Origin of the sequence: Thauera aminoaromatica (genome assembly GCF_000021765.1) — a bacterium.
GTDB classification, from domain to species: domain Bacteria; phylum Pseudomonadota; class Gammaproteobacteria; order Burkholderiales; family Rhodocyclaceae; genus Thauera; species Thauera aminoaromatica.
On the sequence record NC_011662.2, the window covers coordinates 3,645,324 to 3,660,237 of the forward strand.

Annotated in this window: 10 protein-coding genes; all 10 read right to left on the reverse strand. The window is 65.0% G+C overall.

What is annotated here, in order from left to right; genetic code table 11:
- Positions 1-14 precede the first annotated feature (14 nt).
- Entirely contained in the window at positions 15-2,114 is a 2,100-nt protein-coding gene (gene fusA / locus TMZ1T_RS16105) for an elongation factor G (RefSeq protein WP_004298418.1), read from the reverse strand.
- A 107-nt stretch (positions 2,115-2,221) separates the two neighbouring features.
- Complete coding sequence (rpsG, locus tag TMZ1T_RS16110) at positions 2,222-2,692, reverse strand: 30S ribosomal protein S7 (RefSeq protein ID WP_004298416.1); 471 nt, start codon at positions 2,690-2,692, stop codon at positions 2,222-2,224.
- A gap of 33 nt (positions 2,693-2,725) precedes the next feature.
- Positions 2,726-3,103, reverse strand: a complete 378-nt coding sequence (rpsL, locus tag TMZ1T_RS16115; RefSeq protein ID WP_004298415.1) for a 30S ribosomal protein S12 — start codon at positions 3,101-3,103, stop codon at positions 2,726-2,728.
- A 134-nt stretch (positions 3,104-3,237) separates the two neighbouring features.
- Positions 3,238-7,512, reverse strand: a complete 4,275-nt coding sequence (rpoC, locus tag TMZ1T_RS16120) for a DNA-directed RNA polymerase subunit beta' (protein WP_004298413.1) — start codon at positions 7,510-7,512, stop codon at positions 3,238-3,240.
- 85 nt (positions 7,513-7,597) lie between these two features.
- Entirely contained in the window at positions 7,598-11,731 is a 4,134-nt protein-coding gene (gene rpoB, locus TMZ1T_RS16125) for a DNA-directed RNA polymerase subunit beta (protein WP_012585918.1), read from the reverse strand.
- Positions 11,732-11,941: 210 nt separating this feature from the next.
- Positions 11,942-12,316, reverse strand: coding sequence for a 50S ribosomal protein L7/L12 (gene rplL, locus TMZ1T_RS16130; protein ID WP_004298409.1), 375 nt, complete (start codon positions 12,314-12,316; stop codon positions 11,942-11,944).
- Between the two features lie 57 nt (positions 12,317-12,373).
- Positions 12,374-12,877, reverse strand: a complete 504-nt coding sequence (gene rplJ / locus TMZ1T_RS16135) for a 50S ribosomal protein L10 (protein WP_004298407.1) — start codon at positions 12,875-12,877, stop codon at positions 12,374-12,376.
- A 252-nt stretch (positions 12,878-13,129) separates the two neighbouring features.
- Positions 13,130-13,828 (reverse strand): 50S ribosomal protein L1, encoded by a 699-nt coding sequence (gene rplA / locus TMZ1T_RS16140; protein ID WP_004298405.1) that lies wholly within the window; start codon positions 13,826-13,828, stop codon positions 13,130-13,132.
- Positions 13,829-13,830: 2 nt separating this feature from the next.
- Positions 13,831-14,262, reverse strand: a complete 432-nt coding sequence (gene rplK, locus TMZ1T_RS16145) for a 50S ribosomal protein L11 (protein ID WP_004298403.1) — start codon at positions 14,260-14,262, stop codon at positions 13,831-13,833.
- Between the two features lie 117 nt (positions 14,263-14,379).
- Positions 14,380-14,913, reverse strand: a complete 534-nt coding sequence (gene nusG / locus TMZ1T_RS16150) for a transcription termination/antitermination protein NusG (RefSeq protein ID WP_004298401.1) — start codon at positions 14,911-14,913, stop codon at positions 14,380-14,382.
- Position 14,914: the final 1 nt, after the last annotated feature.

The following is a 14,914-nucleotide window of genomic DNA, read 5'->3' on the forward strand; positions in this document are numbered from 1 at the left end:
GGTTGCGGTCTGGGTTACTTGCGGCTGCTGATCACGGCCTCGGCCACGCTCTTCGGCGCCTCGGAGTAATGCTTGAACTCCATCGAGTAGGTCGCGCGACCCTGGGTCAGCGAGCGCAGCTGGGTAGCGTAACCGAACATCTCGGCCAGCGGCACCTCGGCCTTGATCTCCTTCATGCCACCCGGGATGTCGTCCATGCCCTGAACGATGCCGCGACGACCGGAGAGGTCGCCCATCACGTTGCCCATGTAGTCTTCCGGGGTCTCGACGACCACCGCCATCATCGGCTCGAGCAGCGCCGGGCTGGCGCGCCGCATGGCTTCCTTGAAGGCCATGGAGCCGGCCATCTTGAACGCGTTTTCGTTCGAGTCCACATCGTGGTACGAACCGAAATGCAGCGTGACCTTGACATCGACCACCGGGAAGCCGGCGAGCACGCCGTTCGGGATGGTTTCCTGGATGCCCTTGTCGACCGCCGGGATGTATTCGCGCGGAACCACACCGCCCTTGACCGCATCGACGAACTCGTAGCCCTTGCCCTGCTCGGCCGGCTCGAGGTTGATGACGACGTGACCGTACTGGCCGCGACCGCCGGACTGCTTGACGAACTTGCCTTCGACATCCATCGCGGCCTTGCGGATGGTTTCGCGGTAGGCCACCTGCGGCGCGCCGACGTTGGCTTCGACGTTGAACTCGCGCTTCATGCGGTCGACGATGATCTCGAGATGCAGCTCGCCCATGCCCGAGATGATGGTCTGACCCGACTCCTCGTCGGTACGGACGCGGAAGGACGGGTCTTCAGCCGCCAGGCGCGACAGCGCGAGGCCCATCTTCTCCTGGTCGCCCTTGGTCTTGGGCTCCACGGCGACGTGAATCACCGGATCCGGGAAGACCATGCGCTCGAGGATCACCGGTGCGCTGGTGTCGCACAGGGTCTCGCCGGTCGTGACGTCCTTCAGGCCGACCACGGCGGCGATGTCGCCCGCGAGCACTTCCTTGATCTCCTCGCGATCATTGGCATGCATCTGCAGGATGCGGCCGATGCGCTCCTTCTTGCCCTTCACCGAGTTCAGCACGGTGGAGCCGGACTCGAGCACGCCCGAATAGACACGGATGAAGGTGAGCTGGCCGACGAAGGGGTCGGTCATCAGCTTGAACGCCAGCGCCGAGAACTTCTCGTCGTCCTTGGCGTAACGGACCACTTCCTTCTCGTCGTCATCCACGCCAGCGACCGGCGGGATGTCGATCGGCGAGGGCAGGTACTGGATGACCGCGTCGAGCATGCGCTGCACGCCCTTGTTCTTGAACGCGGTGCCGCACAGCATCGGCTGGATCTCGCAGGCGAGAGTGCGCGCACGCAGGCCGGCGATGACCTCTTCTTCGGAAAGCTCGCCTTCCTCGAGGTACTTGTTCATCAGGTCTTCGTTGGCCTCGGCAGCCGCCTCGACCATGCTGGCACGCCACTCCTCGGCGGTCGCGACGAGATCGGCGGGGATCTCGTGGTAGTCGAACTTCATGCCCTGGGAGGCCTCGTCCCAGATGATCGCCTTCATCTTGAGCAGATCGACGACGCCCTTGAAGGTGTCTTCGGCACCGATGGGGATCACCACCGGGACGGGATTGGCCTTCAGGCGGGTCTTCATCTGGTCGACGACCTTGAAGAAGTTCGCACCCGAGCGGTCCATCTTGTTCACGAAGGCGAGACGCGGCACCTTGTACTTGGTGGCCTGACGCCACACGGTCTCGGACTGCGGCTGCACACCACCCACGGCGCAATACACCATGCAGGCACCGTCGAGCACGCGCATCGACCGCTCCACCTCGATCGTGAAGTCCACGTGTCCCGGAGTGTCGATGATGTTGAAGCGATGCTCCGGATAGGAGCTGTCCATACCCTTCCAGAAGCAGGTCACCGCCGCCGAGGTAATGGTGATGCCGCGCTCCTGCTCCTGAACCATCCAGTCGGTCGTGGCCGCGCCGTCGTGCACCTCACCCAGCTTATGGCTCACGCCGGTGTAGAAGAGGATACGCTCGGTCGTAGTCGTCTTGCCTGCGTCGATGTGAGCGGAGATACCGATATTGCGGTAACGCTCGATGGGTGTCTTGCGAGCCACGTTATACCTGCCTTCTGTTGTGCGCGCTTTTGGCACGCTGAACGAATTCTTGCGTTAGAAAACAATCGAGCCCTTCACAGGGCCCGAGATACCGCCACCAAGGAAGATCAGAAGCGGTAGTGCGAGAACGCCTTGTTGGCTTCGGCCATGCGGTGAACTTCTTCACGCTTCTTCATGGCGGAACCACGCCCCTCGGAGGCCTCGAGCAGCTCGCCGGCGAGGCGCTGGGCCATCGACTTCTCGGCGCGCTTGCGGGCCGCCTCACGCAGCCAGCGCATGGACAGCGCCATGCGGCGGGACGGGCGGACCTCCACCGGGACCTGGTAGTTCGCACCGCCGACGCGGCGACTCTTGACCTCGACCACCGGCTTGACGTTTGCAACCGCGACCGAGAAGACCTCGAGCGGATCCTTGCCGGACTTGGACGAGATGTGATCGAACGCACCATAGACGATGCGCTCTGCGACGGACTTCTTGCCCGACTGCATGATCACGTTGATGAACTTGGAGACGTCCTGGTTACCGAACTTGGGATCCGGCAGGACTTCGCGCTTGGGTACTTCACGACGACGCGGCATGGCAACCTCTCGCTAAATTTCTTTGACCAACAATCAGGCTTTCTTCGGGCGCTTGGCACCGTACTTCGAGCGCGACTGCTTGCGATCCTTGACGCCCTGAAGGTCGAGCGAACCGCGGACGATGTGGTAGCGCACACCCGGAAGGTCCTTCACACGACCGCCGCGGATCAGCACGACCGAGTGCTCCTGCAGGTTGTGACCTTCACCGCCGATGTACGAGATGACCTCGAAACCGTTGGTCAGGCGCACCTTGGCGACCTTACGCAGCGCCGAGTTCGGCTTCTTCGGGGTCGTGGTGTAGACGCGGGTGCAAACGCCGCGCTTCTGCGGACAAGCCTCGAGTGCCGGAACCTTGCTCTTGGCAACTTCCAGTTGGCGCGGCTTGCGAACAAGCTGATTGATTGTTGGCATAGCTTAAGAATTTCCCATAAGACCGCGGCAGCCCACCATGGGCCGCCGCGGGCGGATTATTCCGGCTGAGACTGACTACGATTGGTCAGCCCACAAAAAAGAGGCCGGAGTTTAGTCCGAGACTGTCCGAAAAGTCAACTCGCCTCGATGTCCTGCTGTGTTTCCACAACCTCTTCCGCCGGCGCCCAGGCATGCCCCGCACCGAGATCGCGCCCCTCTTCCTGCGCCTTGCGGCTGCGGTGGTAGGCCAGACCGGTACCGGCCGGGATCAGGCGACCGACGATGACGTTCTCCTTCAGGCCGCGCAGTTCGTCGCGCTTGCCCATGATCGCCGCCTCGGTCAGCACGCGGGTGGTCTCCTGGAAGGAGGCCGCGGAGATGAAGGAGTCGGTCGACAGCGAGGCCTTGGTGATGCCCAGCAGCACGTTCTCGTACTGCGCCGGCAGCTTGCCTTCGGCTTCGACGCGGTCGTTCTCGTCCAGCACCTCGGAGCGCTCGACCTGCTCCTCGCGGATGAACCGGGTATCGCCCGGATCGGTGATGACCACGCGACGCAGCATCTGGCGGACGATCACCTCGATGTGCTTGTCGTTGATCTTCACGCCCTGCAGGCGATACACGTCCTGCACCTCGTCGATGATGTAGCGCGCGAGTTCGCTGATGCCCTGCAGGCGTAGGATGTCGTGCGGATCGGACGGACCATCCACGATCAGTTCGCCCTTGTTAACCACCTGGCCGTCGTGCACCATCAGGTGCTTGTCCTTGGGGATCAGGAACTCGTGCGAGGTCCCGTCCGGCTCGGTGATCACCAGACGCTGCTTGCCCTTGGTCTCCTTGCCGAAGGACACCGTGCCGGTGTACTCGGCGAGCATGCCGGCATCCTTGGGCGCACGCGCCTCGAAGAGCTCAGCCACGCGCGGCAGGCCGCCGGTGATGTCGCGGGTCTTCGCCGACTCCTGCGGGATGCGCGCGAGGATGTCGCCGACGTTGATCTGCTGGCCGTCCTTCACGGTGATCAGGGAGCCGACCTGGAAGGTGATCGCAACCGAGTGCTCGGTGCCGGCGATCTTGACCTCCTCGCCGTTCTCGTCCAGCAGCTTGACCTGCGGGCGGACGCCCTTGGGGCTGCCGGTGGACGAGCGACGCTTGGCATCGATGACCACCAGCGTGGACAGACCGGTAACTTCGTCGATCTGCTTGGCGACGGTGACGCCCTCCTCCACGTTCTCGAACTTCACCGTACCGGTGTATTCGGTCACGATCGGGCGGGTGTGCGGATCCCACGAGGCGAGCTGCGTGCCAGCCTTGACGGGAGCAGCGTCATCGACCAGCAGCATGGCCCCGTAGGGCAGCTTGTGGCGCTCGCGCTCGCGGCCCATGTCGTCGGCCACCACGAGCTCGGCCGAGCGCGCGATGACGATCTTTTCGCCCTTGGCGTTCGAGACGTAGCGCATGTTGCCGGCAAAGCGGATCGAACCTGCCGACTTGGCCTCGACGCCACTCGCGGCGGCGGCTCGCGAAGCCGCCCCCCCGACGTGGAAGGTCCGCATGGTCAGCTGCGTGCCCGGCTCGCCGATCGACTGCGCCGCGATGACGCCGACGGCCTCGCCGACGTTGACCCGGGAACCACGACCCAGATCGCGGCCGTAGCACTGCGCGCACAGGCCGTAGCGGGTTTCGCAGGTGAGCGGCGTGCGCACCTTGACCTCGTCCACGCCCAGGCTCTCGATCAGGTCCACCGCGTCCTCGTCGAGCAGGCTTCCCGCCTCGATCATGGTTTCCTGGCTTTCCGGATTGACGATGTCCTCGACGCAGACGCGGCCCAGGATGCGCTCGCGCAGCGGCTCCACGACCTCGCCGCCCTCGATGAGGGCCTTCATGTTGAAGCCTTCGCGCGTGCCGCAGTCGTCCTCGATGACCACGAGATCCTGGGTCACGTCGACGAGACGGCGAGTCAGGTAGCCCGAGTTCGCGGTCTTCAGCGCGGTGTCGGCCAGGCCCTTACGGGCGCCGTGCGTCGAGATGAAGTACTGCAGGACGTTGAGGCCTTCACGGAAGTTGGTCGTGATCGGGGTCTCGATGATGGAACCGTCCGGTTTCGCCATCAGGCCGCGCATGCCGGCGAGCTGCCGGATCTGAGCCGCGGAACCACGCGCGCCCGAGTCGGCCATCATGTAGATCGCGTTGAAGGACTCCTGGTCGACGTCCTGCGCGACCGCCTTCTCGCCGCTCGCGTACACCTGCTTCCAGAACTGCTCGCGCGGCAGGCCCTTGAAGCGGTCCTGCGCCTTCTCCTTGCCGAGCTGCTCCATCATCGCCTTGGCCACCTGGTCGCCGCAGCGGCCCCAGATGTCCACGACCTTGTTGTAGCGCTCGCCGTCGGTCACCAGACCCGAGGTGTATTGCTGGGCGATCTCCTTGACCTCGGCTTCCGCCGCGCGGATCAGCTCGTGCTTGGCATTGGGGACGAGCATGTCCTTGACCGCGATCGAAAGGCCGGCGCGGGTCGCCAGACCATAGCCGAACTGCATCAGCTTGTCGGCGAAGATGACCGTCGCGCGCAGGCCGCAGCGCCGGTACGAGGCGTTGATCAGCTTGGAGATCTCCTTCTTCTTCAGCGGCTTGTCGATGACGCTGAAGGGCAGCCCGGCAGGCAGGATCTCGGACAGGATCGCACGTCCGGCGGTGGTGTCGTGGCGCACGATCTTCTCGATGCGCTCGCCATTGGGGCCCAGGTCGGCCTCCTTCAGGCGCACGGTGACGCGCGCATGCAAGGCGATCTGGCCGGATTCGTAGGCGCGCTTCACTTCGGAGACGTCGGCGAAGATCATGCCTTCGCCCGGCACGTTCACCCCTTCGCGGGTGGCGTAGTAGAGGCCGAGCACGATGTCCTGCGAGGGCACGATGATCGGCTCGCCGTTGGCGGGCGACAGCACGTTGTTGGAGGCCAGCATCAGGGTGCGGGCTTCCATCTGTGCCTCGAGCGACAACGGGACGTGCACAGCCATCTGGTCGCCGTCGAAGTCGGCGTTGAAGGCCACGCAAACCAGCGGGTGGAGCTGGATCGCCTTGCCTTCGATCAGCACCGGCTCGAAGGCCTGGATGCCGAGGCGGTGCAGCGTCGGGGCGCGGTTCAGCAGCACAGGATGCTCGCGGATCACCTCCTCGAGGATGTCCCACACCACCGGCTCCTGCGACTCCACCATCTTCTTGGCCTGCTTGATGGTCGTGGCCAGCCCCATCAGCTCGAGCTTGTTGAAGATGAAGGGCTTGAACAGCTCGAGCGCCATCAGCTTGGGCAGGCCGCACTGGTGCAGCTTGAGTTGCGGGCCCACGGTGATGACCGAGCGTCCGGAGTAGTCGACGCGCTTGCCGAGCAGGTTCTGGCGGAAGCGGCCGCCCTTGCCCTTGATCATGTCGGCCAGCGACTTCAGCGGACGCTTGTTGGCGCCGGTCATGGCCTTGCCGCGGCGACCGTTGTCGAGCAGCGAGTCGACAGCCTCCTGCAGCATGCGCTTTTCGTTGCGCACGATGATGTCGGGCGCCTTGAGCTCGAGCAGACGCTTGAGGCGGTTGTTGCGGTTGATGACGCGACGGTAGAGGTCGTTCAGATCCGAGGTGGCGAAGCGGCCACCGTCCAGCGGCACCAGCGGGCGCAGGTCGGGCGGGAGCACCGGCAGCACCTCGAGCACCATCCACTCGGGCTTGATGCCCGACTGCTGGAAGGCCTCGAGCACCTTCAGGCGCTTGGAGAACTTCTTGATCTTGGCTTCGGAGTTGGTGGTCTCCAGGTCGCCACGCAGCTTCTCAGCCTCGAGGTTGATGTCGAGCGTGCGCAGCAGGGAACCGATACCCTCGGCACCCATGACCGCGTCGAACTCGTCACCGTACTCCTCGACCTTGGCGAGATAGTCGTCCTCGGTCAGCAGCTGGCCGCGGTTGAGCGGCGTCATGCCCGGCTCGACGACGACGAAGGCTTCGAAGTAGAGCACGCGCTCGATATCGCGCAGGGTCATGTCGAGAACCATGCCGAGACGGCTCGGCAAGCTCTTCAGGAACCAGATGTGGGCGACCGGCGAGGCCAGCTCGATGTGGCCCATGCGCTCGCGCCGCACCTTCGACAGCGTCACCTCGACGCCGCACTTCTCGCAGATCACGCCACGGTGCTTGAGGCGCTTGTACTTGCCGCACAGGCACTCGTAGTCCTTGACCGGCCCGAAGATCTTGGCGCAGAACAGGCCGTCACGCTCGGGTTTGAACGTGCGGTAGTTGATCGTCTCGGGCTTCTTGACTTCGCCATAGGACCACGAGCGGATCTTGTCCGGCGAGGCGAGGCCGATCGTGATCGCGTCGAACTCTTCCTCGTTCGGCAGGGTTTGCTTGAACAGGTCAGCAAGCAGGCTTTTCATGGTTCACTCCATCCGGGCCGCCGCGTCGTGGGCGGCGGCCCCGGGATTCAATCGCAGGCAGGGGACGGGAAGGAAATCGCGACGCTCACTCGCGGTCGAGGTCGATGTCGATCGCCAGCGAACGGATTTCCTTCACCAGCACGTTGAAGGATTCCGGCATGCCGGAATCGATCTTGTGCTCGCCCTTGACGATGTTTTCGTACACCTTGGTCCGGCCGGTCACGTCGTCGGACTTGACCGTCAGCATCTCCTGCAGCGTGTAGGCGGCGCCGTAGGCTTCCAGCGCCCACACTTCCATCTCGCCGAAGCGCTGGCCGCCGAACTGCGCCTTGCCGCCCAGCGGTTGCTGTGTGACGAGCGAGTACGGGCCGGTCGAACGCGCGTGCATCTTGTCGTCGACCAGGTGGTGCAGCTTCAGCACATGCTTGTAGCCCACGGTGACCTTGCGCTCGAAGGCCTCGCCGGTGCGGCCGTCGTAGAGGGTGACCTGGCCGCCGGTGGGCAGGCCGGCCAGCTCGAGCATCTGCTGGATTTCCTCTTCCTTGGCACCGTCGAACACCGGGGTCGCGAAGGGCACGCCCTTCTTGAGGTTGCCCGCGAGCTCGCGAACGTCGGAGTCGCCGAGGTTGGCGATGTCCTCGGGGTGGCCGCTGCCGTTGTAGATCTGCTCGAGGAAGCCGCGCAGCTCCAGCGCCGAGGCCTGCGCCTGCAGCATCTTGTCGATCTTCTGACCGAGTCCCTTCGCTGCCCAGCCGAGGTGGGTCTCGAGGATCTGGCCGATGTTCATCCGCGACGGCACGCCGAGCGGGTTGAGCACGATGTCGAGCGGGGTGCCGTCTTCCATGTACGGCATGTCCTCGACCGGGACGATCTTGGAAACCACGCCCTTGTTGCCGTGACGGCCGGCCATCTTGTCGCCCGGCTGCAGGCGGCGCTTCACCGCCAGATACACCTTGACCATCTTCTGCACGCCCGGGGGGAGCTCGTCGCCCTGGGTGAGCTTCTTCTTCTTGATCTCGAAGGCCTGCTCGAAGTCCTTGCGGGTGTTCTCCAGACCTTCCCGCACGGCCTCGAGCTGCACCGCGAGGGTCTCGTCGGCGAGGCGGATGTCGAACCAGTGGTAGTGCTCCAGGCTGTCGAGGTAGGGATCGGTGAGCGCCGCACCCTTGGCGAGCTTCTTCGGACCACCGTTGGCAAGCTGGCCCACGATCATGCGGCGGATACGCGCGAAGGCGTCGCGCTCGACGATGCGCATCTGGTCGGCGAGGTCGGTCTTGAAGCTGCGCAGCTGCTCGTCGATGATCGACTGCGCGCGCTTGTCGCGCTCGATGCCCTCCCGGGTGAACACCTGCACGTCGATGACGGTGCCGACCATGCCCGAGGGCACGCGCAGCGAGGTGTCCTTCACGTCGGAGGCCTTCTCGCCGAAGATCGCGCGCAGCAGCTTTTCCTCGGGGGTGAGCTGGGTCTCGCCCTTGGGCGTGACCTTGCCGACCAGCACGTCGCCGGCCTCGACCTCGGCACCGATATACACGATGCCCGACTCGTCCAGGCGCGACAGCTGAGCCTCGCCGAGCGAGGCGATGTCGCGGGTGATCTCCTCGGGTCCGAGCTTGGTGTCGCGGGCGACGACGGTGAGTTCCTCGATGTGGATCGAGGTGAAGCGGTCGTCGGCGACAACGCGCTCGGAGATGAGGATCGAGTCCTCGAAGTTGTAGCCGTTCCAGGGCATGAAGCCGACCAGCATGTTCTGGCCGAGCGCGAGCTCGCCGAGGTCGGTGGAAGCGCCGTCGGCCACCACGTCGCCGCGGGCGATCAGGTCGCCCACCTTCACCACCGGGCGCTGGTTGATGTTGGTGTTCTGGTTGGAACGGGTGTACTTGATCATGTTGTAGATGTCGACGCCGACTTCACCCGGCAGGGTCTCGTCGTCGTTCACCCGGATCACCACCCGGTTCGCATCCACGTAGTCCACGATGCCGCCACGGGTGGCCTGCACCGCAGTGCCCGAGTCGACCGCCACGCGGCGCTCGATGCCGGTGCCGACCAGGGGCTTTTCCGGGCGCAGGCAGGGCACCGCCTGGCGCTGCATGTTGGCGCCCATCAGCGCGCGGTTGGCGTCGTCGTGCTCCAGGAAGGGAATCAGCGAAGCCGCGACCGACACGATCTGGCCCGGGGCCACGTCCATGTACTGCACCATGTCCGAGGTGGCGAGCAGGAACTCGCCCTTGTGGCGGCACGACACCAGGTCGCCGGCGAGCATGCCCGCCTCGTCGATCTCGGCGTTCGCCTGCGCGATCACATACTGCCCCTCCTCGATCGCCGACAGGAAGTCGATCTGGTCGGTGACCTTGCCGTCATTGACCTTGCGGTACGGCGTCTCGAGGAAGCCGTGGCGGTTGGTGCGCGCATACACCGCGAGCGAGTTGATCAGGCCGATGTTCGGACCTTCCGGGGTCTCGATCGGGCACACGCGGCCGTAGTGCGTCGGGTGCACGTCGCGCACCTCGAAGCCGGCGCGCTCACGCGTCAGGCCGCCCGGGCCCAGTGCCGAGACCCGACGCCTGTGCGTGATCTCGGACAGCGGGTTGGTCTGATCCATGAACTGCGAGAGCTGGCTGGAGCCGAAGAACTCCTTGATCGCCGCCGAGATCGGCTTGGCGTTGATCAGGTCGTGCGGCATCAGGTTGTCGGACTCGGCCTGCGACAGGCGCTCCTTGACCGCGCGCTCGACGCGCACCAGGCCCGCACGGAACTGGTTCTCGGCGAGCTCGCCCACCGAACGCACGCGGCGGTTGCCGAGGTGGTCGATGTCGTCGATCTCGCCGCGGCCATTGCGCAGCTCGACCAGCACGCCCACCACCGCGAGGATGTCGTCATTGACCAGCACGCCCGGGCCGTCCTCGCCCTGCGCGCCGACGCGCTGGTAGAAGCGCTTGAGCCAGCCCGGCGCCTTGTCGTCGATCTTCTCGGGGTAGGCGCGGCGATTGAACTTCATGCGGCCGACCGAGGACAGGTCGTAGCGCTCCTCGGCGTAGAACAGCCCCTGGAAAAGCCCCTCTACGGCATCCTCGGTGGGCGGCTCGCCCGGACGCATCATGCGGTAGATCGCAACCTTGGCCGCCCACTGGTCGGCGGTCTCGTCGATGCGCAGCGTCTGCGAGATGTAGCCACCGCGATCGAGGTCGTTGATGTACAGCGTGCTCAGGCCGGTGACGCCGGCCAGGCGCAGCTTGTCGAGCAGGTCCTCGGTGATCTCATCGTTGGCGCGCGCCAGCAGCTCGCCGGTGGCCGGATCGACGACGTTGGTCGCGATCACCCGGCCGAGCAGGAAGTCGTCCGGCACCGCCATGGTCTTCACGCCGGCCTGGTCGATCTCGCGGATGTGCTTGGAGGTGATGCGCTTCTCGCGCGCGACGATGATCTTGCCGTCGGGCGTGGTGATGTCGAAGCGCGCGACTTCGCCGCGCAGGCGCTCGGGAACGAGCTCGAACTGCGCACCCTCGCCCTGCAGGTGGAAGGTGTCGGTGTCGTGGAAGGTCGCGAGGATCTCCTCCGGCGTCATCCCGATCGCGCGCAGCAGGATGGTGACCGGCATCTTGCGCCGACGGTCGACGCGGAAATACAGGTAGTCCTTGGGATCGAACTCGAAGTCCAGCCAGGAGCCGCGGTAGGGAATGATGCGCGCCGAGAACAGCAGCTTGCCCGAGGAGTGGGTCTTGCCGCGGTCGTGCTCGAAGAACACGCCCGGCGAACGGTGCAGCTGCGAAACGATGACGCGCTCGGTGCCGTTGATCACGAAGGAGCCGGTGGTGGTCATGAGCGGGATCTCGCCCATGTAGACCTCCTGCTCCTTGACCTCCTTGATGGTCTCCTTCGGCGCCTCGCGATCCATGATGACCAGACGCACGCGCGCGCGCAGCGGCGAGGCGAAGGTCAGGCCGCGTTGCTGGCATTCCTTCACGTCGAAGGCGGGCTCGCCCAGCATGTACTGGACGTACTCGAGCCGCGCGTTGCCGCTGTGGCTCGAGATCGGGAAGATCGAGGTGAACGCGGCCTGCAGCCCCTGGTTGCGCCGGACGTCCGGCGGGGTGTCGGCCTGCAGGAATTCGGCGAAGGACTCGATCTGGGTGGCGAGCAGGAAAGGCGCATCGAGCACGGCCGCGCGCTTGGCGAAGCTCTTGCGGATACGTTTCTTTTCGGTGTAGGAATACGCCATGGATGCTCCGGCTAGAGGGCTAACATCGGAAAGACAGGACACAACGTTCGGGCGGCTCCGGCAGCCTGCAGCCTGACTGCAAGCCCGGCCGGACGATCGGCAAACGCTCTGGCCTGCCATCGAGAAGTGCGGCTCGACCCGCAATCTCGATTACAAAGCACGAAAGGGCCGGCACTCCGAAGAGTGCCAGCCCCGCTGGGAAGCCGAATATTACTTGATTTCGACCTTCGCGCCAGCTTCTTCCAGCTGCTTCTTGAGCGCCTCGGCGTCGGCCTTCGGAGCGCCTTCCTTGACGGTCTTCGGCGCGCCGTCGACCACGTCCTTGGCTTCCTTCAGGCCCAGGCCGGTGGCGGCACGGACGACCTTGATGACCTCGACCTTCTTGGCGCCGGCTTCGAGCAGCACGACGTCGAATTCGGTCTTCTCTTCCACCGGGGCGGCGGCGGCACCGGCGCCCGGAGCGGCCACGGCCAGCGAGGCCGCGGACACGCCGAACTTCTCTTCGAACGCCTTGACCAAGTCGTTCAGTTCCATCACGGTCATGCCGGCGACGGCTTCCAGGATGTCTTCTTTGCTGATTGCCATTTCAAATCACTCCAGAATCGATAATCTTGCGAAAATTTTCGTAGCGGAAGGCTGCGGTCAGGCGGCAGCGCCTTCTTCCTCGCGCTTCTTGGCGAGGGCGGCGAGCGCACCGGCAAAACCGGACACCGGCGCCTGCATGACGCCCAGCAGCTTGGCGAGCAGCTCTTCGCGGCTCGGGATCGAGGCGAGCGCCTGCACGGCGGCCTTGTCGAGCGTCTTGCCCGCGTAGGAACCGGCGCGCAGCACGATCTTGTCGTTGCCCTTGGCGAAGTCGTTCAGCACCTTGGCTGCAGCGACCGGATCGGCCGAAATGCCATAGATCAGCGGACCGGTCAGATCGCCCGCCAGCCCCTCGAACGGGGTGCCGGCGATCGCACGACGGACCAGGGTGTTCTTCAGCACGCGCAGGTACACGCCAGACTCGCGGGCCTTGGCACGCAGCGCGGTGAGATCGCCCACCGCAATGCCGCGATACTCGGCCACCGCGATCGTCTGGGCATTGGCCACTTGTGCCGACACCTCAGCCACTACGGCTTTCTTGTCATCGAGATTGAGACCCACAGGTCTTTCCTCCTTTCAAGTCAACACGCGAACCGCTCGCGCGGCTCGCACCTACGGCGACCTGGATCAGGAGCGCGGCCGGCGAACCGGCCAAATCCTGTTCTGAGCACACCGTCTACGCAGGCCATTCACATGCTTAAGCGGCACCTTGCCGGGGCCACACCTGCGGTCTTTGACGATCCGCAGCCCCGGACGGGCGGCTACGGCTCAAAGTTCGGCGGAGCGTCCGCCCCTGGGCGGACGTCCCGGCAATCAGGCAGGGTTGAGGCTGCCCGGCTCCACGCGCACGCCGGCACCCATGGTGCTGGAGACGGCGATGCGGCGCAGGTAGATCCCCTTCGCCGCGGCCGGCTTGGCCTTGACGAGGGCATCGACGAAGGCGGTCAAGTTCTGCTGCAGCGCATCGACCTCGAACGAGGCGCGGCCGATGGTGGCGTGCACCAGGCCCGCCTTGTCGGTGCGGTACTGCACCTGGCCGGCCTTGGCGTTCTTCACCGCGGTGGCGACGTCCATGGTCACGGTGCCGACCTTGGGGTTCGGCATGAGGCCGCGCGGACCGAGAATCTGGCCGAGCTGGCCGACCACGCGCATGGCGTCAGGGGTCGCGATGCAGACGTCGAAATCGAGATTGCCGGCCTTGACCTGCTCGGCGAGATCGTCGAAGCCGACGACCTCGGCACCGGCGGCGCGGGCGGCCTCGGCCTTGTCGCCCTGGGCGAACACGGCGACGCGAACCGACTTGCCGGTACCCGCGGGCAGCACGACCGAACCGCGTACGACCTGGTCGGACTTGCGCGCATCGACACCAAGGTTGACCGCGATGTCGATCGACTCGTCGAACTTGGCAGTGGCGCACTCCTTGACCAGACGCAGGGCGTCGGCAACCGGATAGGCCTGGTTACGGTCGACCTTGGCGCGCAGCGCCTGAACTCGCTTGGACAGCTTCGCCATGATTACAGGCCCTCCACGGTGATGCCCATGCTGCGGGCGGAACCGGCGATGGTGCGCACGGCGGCTTCGAGGTCGGCAGCGGTGAGGTCCGGCTGCTTGGCCTTGGCGATGTCCTCGACCTGGGCACGAGTGATCTTCCCGACCTTGTCGGTGTGCGGCTTGGCCGAACCCTTCTGGATCCCGGCGGCCTTCTTGATCAGGATCGTGGCCGGCGGAGTCTTCATGATGAACGTGAAGGACTTGTCGGCGAAGGCGGTGATCACCACCGGAATCGGCAGACCGGGCTCCATGCCCTGGGTCTTGGCGTTGAACGCCTTGCAGAATTCCATGATGTTCAGGCCGCGCTGACCGAGCGCCGGACCGATCGGGGGGCTGGGGTTGGCCTTGCCGGCCGGAACCTGCAGCTTGATGTAGCCAGTGATTTTCTTTGCCATCTAGGCTTGCTCCTGTGATGAGTGCTAGCGCACCGGAGAACCCGGCGCTCCTCGCAGTGCCCGCGCTCGTCGGCCGAGTGCACGGGCTTCGGCAGGCCTCGCGGCCTGCCGTCTTGCTCAGGTCTTCTCGACCTGGGCGAAATCGAGTTCCACCGGCGTGGCGCGACCGAAGATGGTCACCGACACGCGCAGCTTGTTCTTTTCGTAGTTTGCATCCTCGACGCTGCCATGGAAGTCGGTGAACGGCCCTTCCTTGACGCGAACCACCTCGCCGATCTCGAACAGCACCTTGGGACGCGGCTTGTCGACGCCTTCCTGCATCTGCTGCATGATCTTCTCGACCTCCTTTTCGGAGATCGGGGCGGGCTTGTTCGCCGTACCGCCGACGAAGCCGGTGACCTTGGGCGTCGACTTCACCAAGTGCCAGGACTCGTCGTTCATTTCCATTTCGACGAGAACATAGCCGGGGAAGAACTTGCGCTCGGTGACGGTCTTCTGGCCGCCGCGCATCTCGATGACCTCTTCGACGGGCACCAGGATCTGACCGAAACTATCCTGCATGCCCGACCGATTGACGCGGTCGATCAGGGCGCGCTGAACGGACTTCTCGAAGCCCGAATAGGCGTGAACCACATACCAACGCTTGCTCATA

Coding starts and splice junctions, on each gene's coding strand:
- rpsG (WP_004298416.1), bottom strand. CDS start 2,692: ATGCCGCGTCGTCGTGAAGTACCCAAGCGCGAAGTCCTGCCGGATCCC.
- rpsL (WP_004298415.1), bottom strand. CDS start 3,103: ATGCCAACAATCAATCAGCTTGTTCGCAAGCCGCGCCAACTGGAAGTT.
- rpoC (WP_004298413.1), bottom strand. CDS start 7,512: ATGAAAAGCCTGCTTGCTGACCTGTTCAAGCAAACCCTGCCGAACGAG.
- rpoB (WP_012585918.1), bottom strand. CDS start 11,731: ATGGCGTATTCCTACACCGAAAAGAAACGTATCCGCAAGAGCTTCGCC.
- rplL (WP_004298409.1), bottom strand. CDS start 12,316: ATGGCAATCAGCAAAGAAGACATCCTGGAAGCCGTCGCCGGCATGACC.
- rplA (WP_004298405.1), bottom strand. CDS start 13,828: ATGGCGAAGCTGTCCAAGCGAGTTCAGGCGCTGCGCGCCAAGGTCGAC.
- rplK (WP_004298403.1), bottom strand. CDS start 14,262: ATGGCAAAGAAAATCACTGGCTACATCAAGCTGCAGGTTCCGGCCGGC.
- nusG (WP_004298401.1), bottom strand. CDS start 14,913: ATGAGCAAGCGTTGGTATGTGGTTCACGCCTATTCGGGCTTCGAGAAG.